Source organism: Mucilaginibacter sp. P2_D11 (genome assembly GCF_056404435.1).
Genome location: NZ_JBFUEA010000001.1, coordinates 66,887 through 79,836, shown reverse-complemented (window position 1 = coordinate 79,836; position 12,950 = coordinate 66,887). Strand labels below are relative to the sequence as shown.

The 12,950-nt window shown below is 49.1% G+C and carries 6 protein-coding genes; 1 reads left to right on the top strand and 5 read right to left on the bottom strand.

The annotated features are described in order from the left end of the window. Window positions 1-27: 27 nt before the first annotated feature. The 3 genes from AC1DXC_RS00300 to AC1DXC_RS00290 form a co-directional block, all read right to left on the bottom strand. Entirely contained in the window at window positions 28-1,611 is a 1,584-nt protein-coding gene (locus AC1DXC_RS00300) for a SusD/RagB family nutrient-binding outer membrane lipoprotein (RefSeq protein WP_477457122.1), read from the bottom strand. Window positions 1,612-1,645: 34 nt separating this feature from the next. Beyond that, window positions 1,646-5,014, bottom strand: a complete 3,369-nt coding sequence (locus AC1DXC_RS00295; protein ID WP_477457121.1) for a SusC/RagA family TonB-linked outer membrane protein — start codon at window positions 5,012-5,014, stop codon at window positions 1,646-1,648. Between the two features lie 279 nt (window positions 5,015-5,293). Then, window positions 5,294-7,642, bottom strand: a complete 2,349-nt coding sequence (locus AC1DXC_RS00290; protein WP_477457120.1) for an alpha-L-rhamnosidase-related protein — start codon at window positions 7,640-7,642, stop codon at window positions 5,294-5,296. 92 nt (window positions 7,643-7,734) lie between these two features. Between AC1DXC_RS00290 and AC1DXC_RS00285 the strand changes: the two genes are divergently transcribed. Beyond that, complete coding sequence (locus tag AC1DXC_RS00285) at window positions 7,735-10,401, top strand: glycoside hydrolase family 2 protein (RefSeq protein ID WP_477457119.1); 2,667 nt, start codon at window positions 7,735-7,737, stop codon at window positions 10,399-10,401. A 130-nt stretch (window positions 10,402-10,531) separates the two neighbouring features. On the opposite strand, the gene AC1DXC_RS00280 is transcribed toward AC1DXC_RS00285, so the two are convergent. Next, complete coding sequence (locus AC1DXC_RS00280; protein ID WP_477457118.1) at window positions 10,532-11,557, bottom strand: LacI family DNA-binding transcriptional regulator; 1,026 nt, start codon at window positions 11,555-11,557, stop codon at window positions 10,532-10,534. Window positions 11,558-11,690: 133 nt separating this feature from the next. Then, window positions 11,691-12,914 carry a sugar MFS transporter gene (locus tag AC1DXC_RS00275; RefSeq protein WP_477457117.1) on the bottom strand — a complete coding sequence of 408 codons (1,224 nt, stop codon included), beginning with the start codon at window positions 12,912-12,914 and terminating at the stop codon, window positions 11,691-11,693. Window positions 12,915-12,950: the final 36 nt, after the last annotated feature.

The following is a 12,950-nucleotide window of genomic DNA, read 5'->3' as shown; positions in this document are numbered from 1 at the left end:
AACCCCTGCGATATATGATAATGTTGATTATTTAATCAGCCACATGTCTTTAAACACATCTTCGCTGCCGCCATATTGGGTACCGATAGATGTTTTGTAGTTGGCATTGTTTGCGTTGATCTCGTCCAATGGATACAACCAGCGATGTGGTATTTTGCCGCCTATTGTGCCCAAACCCGTGCCACCTTCGCTAAATGCCGGCAGACCGGTACGGCGGTGGTTCATGAAAGCTTCCCAGCCCGAGTTCATGAAGAACGCGATATACTTTTGCTGCAATATCTGCGCAAGTGCTGCCGATGGGTCGGCCACGTTGTAAGCTACGTTAGCCAAAAAGGTTGGGTTATCGGTAGTAACCGTACCCAGGCTTTTGCCGCCTACGTCAGAAACGGTAACGGTTGAGTTTGTATTAACGTTAAGGCCAAAGTTGGCAAACGATGCAGCGATACCTTTATCGTACCATGATTTAGCATCGGCAACGGTAAGTGTTGGCGCCCAGCCCCTGTTGATACCTTCGGCAATGTTGAAGCAAAGCTCGGGGTAACCCACCAGGAAGAATGGCTCGGCAGTTGCACCTAAGTTGTTGGTAAAATAACGTGCGCCGTTAAAGGTTGAATAATTAGCCGCAGTATTTTGCAGGGTAGCCAATGCGGTACCCGGATCTGCACCGATGTAGCTGCTGAATGAAGCAAAACCAGCTGCTGTAACCGGGCTTGCTATGACGAAGGTACGCGGGTCCTTTGTAGATGTGGTGATATCCAATACCGGTTTACCAACGTTTTGGAAGTTGTTGTAAGAGTTGTTACCGGTAGCAAACGGCGGGTATTGGTTAGAAGCTACCCATTTGTAAACCATGTTATCGCCGTTGCCGGTCATGATAGGGTTGGTAGCTACGTTTGCCAGGATTGCTGCAAACTGCGTTTTGATACCGAGGTCGGCAGTGTCATCGGCCCTTTTGCTCAGGCTGATCAATATCCTTAAACGGTAAGTATTGATCAGTTTTTGCCATTGCAGGTTGGTGAACCCGAAGATGTCGCCACCATCGAATATAACGCCGGGCTGGCCGGCTACGGTAGCGTTCATGATCGCGTTTGCATCTTCCAGCAACTTAAGCGAGTTTTTATACACGTCTTTCTGCGTATCGAAAACCGGGGTCAAAAAGTTGGGGTCGCCCGCCTGTGTCATCGGGATATCGCCAACACGTTGCGACAACCATACTGCCGAGTACGCACGGAAGAATTTGGCAACGGCAGCGTATTTGCTGTTTGCGCCAACCTGGCTCTGTGCCTGTATCTCCAGTTGGATAGCATATTTCAATATCTCGTAGCTGTGCGCGCTGTAGCTCCAGGTATCCTCGTTGGTACCCCAATATTTGGCGTAGTTAGATACCTGCATCTGGGCACCTTTGTAAGGCAGGTAATCGCTGCTGGCAAAGGGCATTTCATCGGCACGTATGAGCGTAGCGGTAAGGTGGTTCAGTATCAGCGATACCGGAACAACCGAATTGGCGTTACCCGCGTTCGGGTTAGCATCCAGATCGCCTTTCTGGCAGCTCGATACCGAAAGTACCAGCAGCAGGCAAGCCGAAATTATTTTTACTGTTATATTTTTCATCTTAATTCTTTTAATGTTTTTATAAGCGGTTGTTTTAGAAGCTCAGGTTGATGTTGAAACCGAACCTGCGGAAGGTTGAGCTTTGTAAAGCACCGTTTGAAGGGGCACCGCCGGTTGTCCTGTCGGCAGAGTTGTAACCCGAAGCATACTGGTCGATATCGAAATCTTTACGTGCTGCGAAGTACAACAGGTTACGGCCAACCAATGAGAACGTTGCCGCTTTGATGCCTGCTTTCTGCAGGAACGATTTAGAGAAGGTATAGCCAAGCGTTACTTCGCGCAGTTTAGCGTAGCTCCTGTTGATCATAAACGCTTCATCGATACCTTTAACCGTACCGTTCAAATAACCCTGAACCGTGATCGGCGTGGTGTTTGGCGCGAAAGTAAGCTCATCAAGGTTGGTGATAACGCCGTCCTGGTACTTAGGGGTACCGCCGGTTATCTTAACACCCGGGCCAAATTCGTTACCGATCAAAGCAGGGGTAGGCGCCTGGGTGCCGGTTTTGGTAGAGTTCCACTCCGCTAAACGTGCTGCGCCGATAACGCCTTGCACGGTAGATAAATCTGTACCGCCCTGGCGTGCTGCGTAGTAGTTGTAATCGTAGATCTTACCGCCTATACGGCCATCAAACTGGAAGCTGAAGCTCCACGCTTTGTATGCGAACCTGTTGCTGATACCGAAAGAGAAATCGGGGTTAAGGTGACCCAAAGAACCATATATCTGGCTGTTGCTGCCGGTTGCTTTCAATAAGTTACCGCTTGCATCGTAAACAATGTTCCCGCTCTTATCGCGCTGGAATTTAGTGCCGAAAACCTCATCTACCCTATCGCCAACTTTAAAGTTGTGGTTACCCAAAGCAAGTTCGGTTAAACCGCCACCCAAAGTAGATATGGTTTCCTTGAAAGTAGAGAAGTTGGCGTTGATATCCCATGAGAAACCGCTGGGGTTACGGAATGGAGCACCTGTCAACGAAATTTCGAAGCCCGACCGCTTGGTTGTAATAGCGTTAGCATTACGTGATGCGTAAGTGGTTGATGGGGCAGCAAGCAAAGGATAAATCTGCGGGCCGTTCTCGGTATCAAAGTATGTTGCATCTAAACCTAAACGATTGTTCAGGAATTTAATGTCAACGCCACCCTCGTAAGAGATACGCTTGTAGGCTTCCAGGTTAGCATCGGCCAGGTTGTTACTATAGTTTACCGAAGGCAGGTTGTTATAATACGAGTTGAAGCTTACCGTATTTTGGTTGGTATAGCTTGGGCCATCGTAAGAGCTATATAACTCTGTACCGTAGTTAAGCAAAGTTGAAGTACTTATACCGGTTACCTGCTGGTACGCTGTACCAACGGTAGGGTTTGTTAAACCACCTTTTACCATAGCGGCAGAACCCCTTACTTTTAAGAAGCTGATAGCTGTTGGCAGCTCAACATAATCTGATATAGCTGATGAAATAGATACCGATGGGTAGAAATAACCACGTTTACCGGGCACAAACGTCGATAGATTATCGTAACGGCCTGTGGTATTGATGTTGAAGTATTTATCGTAACCGATATCGAACGAGTAGAAAGAGCTATAGATCTGCATCTTCGAATCCCAGGTGTACGAAAGCGGTGTTTGTACCGAGTTAGACAATACATATACGTTTGGTATAGCCAATGCACGGGTAGTACCGTAGAAGGAAGAGTATTTGAACGAACGTGCGTTACCGCCAATCAAAGCGTTCAATGACCATTTACCAAGCGTTTTGTTGTAGTTGAACTGTAAGTCGGTGTTGTTTTCGAACAGGTTACGGTCGTCTTCGCGGTAATCGCCGTACCAGCCGAATTTATACCATGGGGTATAAGCATTTAAGTTTGCTGATGATGGCACCTGCTCTGTACGTTTCTGGTCCCAGGTAGTGATCTGCGAACGCAAAGCAACGGTAAGGTCGCTGGTGATTTTGTAGTTCAGCCTTAAGTAACCGTATATGTCGGTTTTATCGTGGCCGCGCAGCCATTTTTGAGCCATGAAGTACGGGTTGTTCAAACGGCCATATTCCTGTGCGTATTGCACCAGGCCGGGAACGCCTTGCGGGCCTTTATAGATATCGGTAAGATCCCTTACGTCATAATCTGCCGAGCCATAAACCTTAAACATGTAGATATAGCTGTTAGGGCCGTAGCTAACATCGGGGATGTTTGGCGTGTACTGTTTATTTAAGTTTAAGTTACCCTCAACAGATAATTTTGGGGTGATATTGTAGCTTAAGCCGATGTTGAAGTTATCAGAGTTCAACTTGGTGTTCGGCATTACGCCTTTCTGGTACATGTGCGTGTAAGAAGTCCTCAACGCATAGTTTGTACCACTGGCAGATACCGCCAAGTTATTGGTAGTTATCAAACCGGTTTCGATAAAGTTATCCCAGTTGTTAACGCCACGGGCCAACCATGGGGTTGCGGTACGTTTGCCGGTAAGCGCGTCGTAAGGGCTATCGTATTGGCGCAATAACTGGCCTTCAAAACGCGGGCCGTATTCGCCCAGGCGGTTAGCGTTATCGTACAACACATCGGCAGATGGTACATACACGTTTGTGTTATCTTTTGCCTGGTACTCGTAATGGTAAGCATTACCCCTACCGTACTCGGTTTGCGGTTGTGGCGAAGCAATCAGGCCACGCTCGAACAAAGTGCTGCTGTTGAAATCAACCTGCCAGCCTTTTGCGTCTTTAGAACCTTTTTTGGTAGTGATTACGATGGCACCATTAATACCCCTTGCACCGTAAAGGGCAGCGGCGTTAGGGCCTTTCAGTACCGAGTATGATTCGATATCGTCTGGACTAACGTTCCAGGTATCAGAGTTAACCGGCGAACCGTCAACTACGAAAAGTAAATCCTTGCTGCCACGCAGTACCAGTTCGGGCCTGCCCAACATCTCGGCATTGGCACCAACGGTTAAACCGGCAATCTTACCAACCAATGAGTTGATTGGGTTAGGGTCGCGGGCTTTCACAAGGTCGGCACCTTTTATCTCCTGTACAGAGTATCCCAGCTTACGTACTTCTTTTTTGATACCGTAAGCCGTTACCACAACTTCCGATAAAGCTTTAGAGTCGCTTTTAAGCGTGATAGACAAGTTGGTTTCGGTACCGATGGTAACCTCCTGGGTAATAAACCCGAGGGATTTGAAGGTTAACACCTGGCCCTTTTCACCGGAGATGGTAAAGCGGCCTTCAACGCCGGTGATGGTACCGAATGTGGTTCCTTTAACCATAACCGTTATGCCGGGGAGAGGCTGGTTATGATCGTCGACAATGATACCTCTGATAGGCACACTATTCTGGGCGAATAATAGCTGGGGGATAACGAGGGTTATCAGCGCTAAGATCGTCCAGTAACAAGATTTGAGTAAAGATTGTTTCATGAATGTGATTTTTTCACGAAACTACCCCTGCCGTGTTAAGGCTATGTTTACGCCATAATAAGAATACTTTATATAATTGTAACGATAGGCCCCAATATTAAGATACAATGCAATAAAAGACCCACTATGTTAACAGAATAAGAAAAATAAGCCTTCAAGCAATGTTTTAACTTATACTTATGCACAACATCTGCTCAGGGCATGTAACCCTGATAACCAAATCTGCGTATGTGGGCACGGCAAAAAGCCATGCCCAAGCGCAATCTATATACCGCCTAATTAAATCACAAACACGTTCTCCCCGGCCAAAAGCACATAGCGTTTTGCTTTCCATATCAGCACGCCGGTGGCCTTTTGCGGTATGCTGATATTTATCTTCCATTTGCCTTTATCCAGCGTATAAGCCGCAGCAACTGTTCCGTTGGGGTGTGGCATCGTTCCGCTTACCTTAGTCATTTTGCCCAGGTGCGGCTCTATCTTTATCCTGCTGAAACCCGGCGCATCGCTATCTATCCCCAGCACCGTGCGGAAAAACTCGATATTTGGACTGGCTCCCCAGGCATGGCAATCAGAGCGTGATGTGTTCACGTCCGAATATTCGGCCCAGGTGGTAAGGCCCATGGCTATGTTTTCGCGGTAGATGCCCAGCCAATCCTGGTATTGGTTGCCCAGCCCGGCTTTTACCAGGGCCTGGTTCAGGTAGTATTTAAAGTACACCGAGCACTGTACCAGGCTGGTATCCTTCAGCATCCCATTGGCCACAGCTTTCATATCTGCGGCACTCGCCACGCCGGTAAGTATAGCCAGCGAATTGGCATGCTGCGAGTACGCTTTCTTTTCCTTGGTGTCGGCATACAGCTTTCTAACCGGGTCCCAATACTTGCGCTGTATGGTGGCCTTCAGCTGCGCGGCCTTCTGATTATATAAGGCAGCATAGCCCGGCATGCCAATTTTGCTTTCCATATCGGCCGCCCATTGGTAGGCCCATAGCAATTGCAAATCGTAAATTGCTGCGGTGCCGTCCTTGCGGTCCACGCCGCCGGCGAAATCGCCCGACCAATCTACAAAGGCCCAGTAAGGCGTATTTTTTACCGAGCCATCCGCCTGCTGGTACTTGCTGAAGAAATCGAGCACGCCACGCACGCCAAGCAGTTTATCCTTGATGAACTTATCATCGCCACGGTACATCCAATAATCATGCAGCATGCCTATATACCATAACGAAAAGGGCGATATCACCTGCGTTCCGCGCGATGGGTAGCAGCTGGCGGTAACGCCCTCGGGCAGGCGCGAGTGGTCCATCTGGGTGAGGGCGTTGCGGGCCAGGCGGTCATCAGTACTATTATAGTAGGTTATCATGGCCTGTATGCGGGTGTCGCCAATGTATTGCAGTTGCTCGTAATACGGACAATCGGTATAGGTTTCCCAGGCGTTTAGCCTTGCGGTGCGCCAGCCAATATCCAGCATTTTAGTTATTTCGGTGTCCGCGGTATTGAATACCGATGCACGTTTGAAGGGGTAGCCGGTGAATGTGCCATAAAGGTCATCAATCACCAGCGGCTCGTCTTTGGTTTTTACGATGACCTTGATGTACCTATAGGTACGGAAATTGAGTGTGGTGAAGCTCTGCCCCTGGCTGCCGTCGGCAATCAGGCTATCAATCCTCGCCACAAATTCTTTCCCATCCACATCGTTGCGGTTGCCTTTGATTACACCCCTGCTGCCTTTTTTATAAAGCGATTCGGCGTAGCCCAGCGATATACCGGCATCTTTACCCCCACTGAAGTTCAGCGTTACATAGGCGTTGGTTTCGAAGCTTTGGTCGAGTATCAGCGTTGCCATGGTATTCGCCGGTATAGTTATAGCCGCTTTTGCAGCAGGGAAGCCTGCCGGTACTGTCGTATTCGTAGCGGCACGCAGGGCAACCAGGCGCTGGTAGGTAAGTTCCCTTGCTGGTAAGGTTGAGGGCACCATTGCCCATTCTATACCCCATGCCGAGCCTTTCAGTCTGCCATCGGCCAGTTTGTTTACCTGTGGCCAGGCGGTATCGTCGAAAGCCGAGGCCATCCAGTCGCCTTTTACGGACTGGTTCATATCAACCATCTCGCCTTTGCTGGCGGCAAAAAAATAGCCCGGCACGGGGTGATGCCCCACATCGCGGATGCCTTTCCAACTATCGTTGGTGTTCAATATATCTTCTGCCGGCGTGCTCCCTTGCAGTATAAAGCCGGTGCGCACCGTAATCTGCGCCGCCGGGCTGTATTGTGCTTCGTTCCATACCAAAGCGGCTATGATATTCTTCCCTGCGGCGAGGTAGGGCGCAAGGTCTACAGTTTCATAGTTCCAATTATAGGTGTCGCCGCGTGCCGGGCCAAGGGATACCAGCACACCGTTCACGTACAGCTTATACCTGTTATCCGCCGATACATGCACCATAAACGATGCCGGCTTTGCCGCGAGGGTGATGCTCTTGCGGAAATAAAACACGCCGTAGCTGCTGCCGTTATCGCCCTGCGCGCCTATCCAATAGGAATTCCATTGCCTTTTGGTGGCCGTTTGTTGGCTATAGGCGGGCTTGGTAAGGCCCATACCGTAAACGATGAGCAGGGCGGTAAAAAGTATCTTCATGGTGGATTAATAATTGTGCCGCTAATATAATAAAATAGTTATTAAATCGATTTAGCAAATTTTTTATAAATTGCCGCCGTAAATCAGTGCCAATGAAACACCTCCTAAAACCAATCTTAGCTACCACCCTGCTAATTATATTGTTGCAAACCGCGCCACAGGCGCAGTCCATTAAACTCCATTGGAAATTATTCCCGCAAAATGATAGCCTTTTTAAACTCAGCCAAATAGCGCAGCCCGGCTTCCGTACCGCGCAATGGATAGATGCCATAGTACCGGGCACGGTGTTCAATTCCTACGTAAAAGCCGGCAAGGAGAGCAACCCCGATTATGCCGACAACATCTATAAAGTAGATAAAGCCAAATACGACCGCCCCTTTTGGTATCGTGCCGAATTTGCGGGCAGCCAGCTTTTGGCCGGCAAACGAACCTGGCTCAATTTCAACGGTATCCACAAGCGCGGCGAAATCTACTTCAATGGGCATCACATCGGCACGGTTAAAGGCATCGTAGAAAGGGGTATTTATGATATTACCGGCTTGCTCAACAAAAAAGGCAGCAACGTTATCCTGGTGCTGGTGGTACCGCCCCGTAACGACCCGGAACATAACCACCCGCTGGCCAATTGGGAGGCCCCTACCTATATCAGCAGCGGCAGCTGGGACTGGATGCCCGCCGTGCCCGGCCTCAACAGCGGCCTTACCGATACCGTAGCCATCACGCAAAAAGGCCCTGTTTCGGTTGAAGACCCATGGATACGTACTACCATGCCCGATATGAACCAGGCGGATATCACCGTTAAGGCCACGCTACGTAATGCCTCGGACCTGCCGGTAACGGGACTTGTACAACTTACCATCAAACCGGGCAATATTAAACTGACTGGCCCAGCCATCACTTTAGCTGCCAACAGCAGTCAAACCCTCAGCTACGATATGGCTGATTTTGCGCAGCTACATATCAAGAACCCCAAATTATGGTGGCCCAACGGCTACGGCGGCAAGGCCGATGGCACCCAAAATATGTACACCTGCACGGTGAGCTTTGTAGTTAAGGGCAATGCACCATCAGATGCGGTAACCAAATCGTTCGGCATCCGCAAAATCACCGCCGATACCACTACGCTGAACGGCCCCTTGAGGGTTTATGTAAACGATGTACCCATCCTGCTGAAAGGCGGCAACTGGGGCATGAGCGATTATATGCTGAAAGTGCGCAGCAAGGATTACGATACCCGTATCCGTTTCCACCAGGATATGAATTTCAACATCATCCGCAACTGGACGGGCGAAGTTACCGACGAAGCCTTTTACGATTATTGCGACCGCTATGGCATTATGGTTTGGGACGATTTCTGGCTCAACAACTTCGGCCAGATTGATAGCCTGGGCATCTTCAAAAGCAATGCCATAGAAAAAGTGAAGAAACTGCGCAACCACCCCTCCATCGTTATTTGGTGCGGTGCCAACGAGGGCGTACCGGGCGGCAACCCTGCAGGTCCGCTGAATATGACCATCAGGAACGCGGTAAAAGAGTTCGACGGCGACGACAAGCTATACCTGGCCCGCTCCAACGCCGGCGAAACCAACCCCAATTTCTCTATCCATGGCGGTAGCAAAGTGCTGTCGGGCAGCGGGCTGTGGAGCAATACCGACCCTAGGACTTACTTCACCGAACCGCATAACGGCTACCTGTTCTCGCAAAACTCCTACGGCATGCGCAGCGAATTGGGCATGGCTACCTTCGTGAATATAGAGAGCTTCAAAAAATTCATGCCAAAGGACTACTGGGTTGCTCCAACGCCCGATGCCGTGAACAGCAAAACCAATATGTGGGCCAGGCATTACTTCAGCACCGATGGCGCGCTTGGCGGAGGCTCGGACCCGGTGAAATATATCAACACCATCAGCGCCAGCTATGGCAAGGCCATTTCGATAGAAGATTTTTGTAAGAAGGCCCAGATGCTAAACGTTGAAACCATGAAAGCCATGTACGAAGCCTGGAACGACCATATGTGGCACGATGCCAGCGGCATGCTGATTTGGATGAGCCAATCGGCCTATCCATCGATGATATGGCAAACCTATGATTACTATTATGACCTCACCGGCGCCTACTTCGGCGCAAAAACCGCCTGCGAACCCGTCCACATCCAATGGAACGCCGCCACTAATTCGGTCAAGGTAATCAACAACAAACCCTACGGCATCAACGGGCTCACTGCCGAAGCCACCGTTTACAACCTCGATGGCAAAGCCGTACCCGCATATCACATGATTAAAACATTGGACGTTATCCCTACTTCGGCAACGGAAGCTTTTATTGTATTTAATGGCAGCGACAAACTCCCCGCGCTGAGTGATGTACACTTCCTTAAGCTGAGGCTTACCGATAAAGCAGGCAAACTGGTATCCGAGAATTTCTACTGGATGGGCAATACCTACCTCGACTACACCGCACTCAATAAAATACCATCCGTAGGCGCAAGCCTTACGGTAAGCATGGCGAAAATATCTCCGGCAAAGAATGGCGAAAATAAACTGCTTACCTACACAGTTGCCAATAAATCAAAAACTACGGCGGCTTTCGGCATCAGGGTGCAACTGCTGGATGCTAAAGGCAAACAAATACTGCCGGCAATTTATAGCGATAGTTATTTCTCGTTGATGCATGGCGAAGCAAAGACGGTTACCGTTGAGGTTGACCCAAGGTTACTAAAAAAGGGGTATAGGCTGCAAGTGAGGGCTTATAATAATTAGAGATTCCGCTACCGCGAGGTTAGCGATAGCGTATCTCGTGGTATGCATGGAGAAAGCTTCCAGCTTTCGTCAGCTGAAAGCTGACACGATGCGTGCCACGACTTGGAACCTCGCGGCAGCGGCCAAAAAACTACGCGCCACCATTACTCTTCGATGACCCCCTGATATTGAAATCAGTCTTCAGGATGATGGACTGCGAGCTGATGTGCTGCGAGGAGGTATTGAGTTTATTGAGCAGTACAGTTATCACGCTATCGGCTATAGCTTCTATGGGCTGGGCTATCGCGCTAACCGGTGGCGAAAAAAGCTTGAACACGTCGTAATCATCGAAGGATACGAGGGCCAAATCGCCCGGTACTTTAAGGCCGAGGCTATTGATGACCTTTAAGCCACAGGTACCCACGTGGTTGGTGCCAAAGAACAGGGCATCGAGGTTTTTGTGTTTCTTGAGGAATGCTTTGATAGGGCCGATGATAAGTTCTTCGTCCGGACTAAAGACGATTTCTTGTATATATTGCTTCAGGCCGGCTTCGTCCAGTGCATCTTTATAGCCCTGCAACCGGGCTTGCATCTGCGTTTGATTAGAGGCAAAGGTAATATAAGCGATATTTTTATACCCCTGCTGCACCAGGTGCATGGTTGCATTATAGGTACTGAAACGGTTGTCTATCTCTACGTAATCGGTATTTACCTTGGGCAGGTGTCTATCAAACAACACCACCGGCATACCATCCTTTATCAATGAGCTGATGTCTTCCTCGATACCCTCGGGCGGGGCAATGATGTAGCCATCCACGTGCCTGTCGCGGAACATGCTGATGAGGTCGCGCGTTTTGTTGGTATCGTTATCGGTGCTGCAATAGATAATTTTATAGCCGTTTTTGTAGGCGCGATCCTCAATAAGGCGGGCAATAGATGCAAAGAAAGGGTTGGATATATCCTCCACCATCAACCCGATAATGTTGGATTTGCCGGTGCGCAGGCTTTTGGCCAGGGAGTTGGGTTTGTAACCCACTTCTTCTACGAATTTCTGCACGCGCTCTACCAGTTCCTTACCGATGCGTTTTTCCTGCGCACGGCCGTTCAGGATAAATGAAATGGTTGTCTTAGAAACGTTTAGGTGGTTGGCTATATCAACTATCGAGAGTTTTTTCACGTGCTGTCTTAATAAATTCAAATATAAAATAATATCGCAACAAGGTGGGCCTCCAGGGGCTGATAAATCGATTTATTGTAAAGATTTCCAATAAAATCAAGTCATCCTAATATTATTCCGGCATAAAATTATCCTAAACGGGATTTTTGTTCAAACGCCTGTAATTAAAGCCGAAAAAGAAGATGACTACGTAGCAAATTATAGGCAGGTAATAGGCCTGCGCCACGCTATGGTTAGCAATAAGCCCCATCGCAAGTGGAAACAAGCCGCCGCCAACAACCCCCATCACGATGAAAGAGGAAGCCTGCTCGGTTTGTTTGCCCATGTTCTTCAATCCCAGGCTAAATATGGTAGGGAACATAATGCTGAAGAAAAAGTTGATGAACAGCAATGCCACGAACGATACCCAGCCAAATCCTTGGGCCACAATAATACACATCAATATATTACCCAGCGCAAACGCCGCCAGCAGCTTATTTGGCGCGATAAAGCGCATTAGGTATGTGCCGGCGAAACGCCCTATCATCATCATCACCATACTCAGCGAAAAAAAATAGCTCGACTGGCCATCGCTAAAGTGCATTATCTCGTGCCCGTAATTGATAAAGTAGGCCCAGGTACCGCCCTGCGCCGCCACATTGAACAACTGTGCTATTACCGCGAACACAAAATGCTTATGCTGAAACAGTTTCTTATCGGCGTGGGCAACCTCGGCAGCAGCGTATGAATCGGTAGCAATAGCATGCGGGTTGGTAAGCGCGGGCACCTTAACAAATGCAAAAGCAATGGCGATAACCGCTATCACCGCGCCAATTACAATATACAGATGCTTTACGGAAACCAGATCCTGCTCGCCCCCAAAAATAACTGCGCTGCCAATGATGGGTCCGATGATACCACCTACCCCATTAAAAGCCTGCGCAAAATTGATGCGCTGGTCGCTGCTGCGCTGGTCGCCCAGGGAAGCAACGAAGGGATGGGCAACGGCCTCCAGTGTGGCCATGCCGCAAGCTAAAATAAACAAGGCCACCCTGAAGAATGTGAATGACTGGGCATTGGCTGCGGGAATAAACAAAAAAGCACCGATTGAGTAAAGCAGCAGGCCAAGCAGTACCCCGTTCTTATACCCGAAGCGTTTCATAAATAAGCCCGCCGGGATGCCCATGACAAAGTAGGCCCCAAATATGGAGAACTGTACATATGCCGACCGCGCCTTGGTGATATGCAGCACATTCTGGAAGTGCCGGTTCAGCACGTCGCCAAGGGTCATGGATATCCCCCACATCAAAAAAAGCGAGGTGACGAACAACAGCACTAACAGATATTTCCGTTCGGTAAACTTGGGTTTGGCATCCATCCGCTAAAGTTTAATTTATGGGGGTTATTGGTGCTG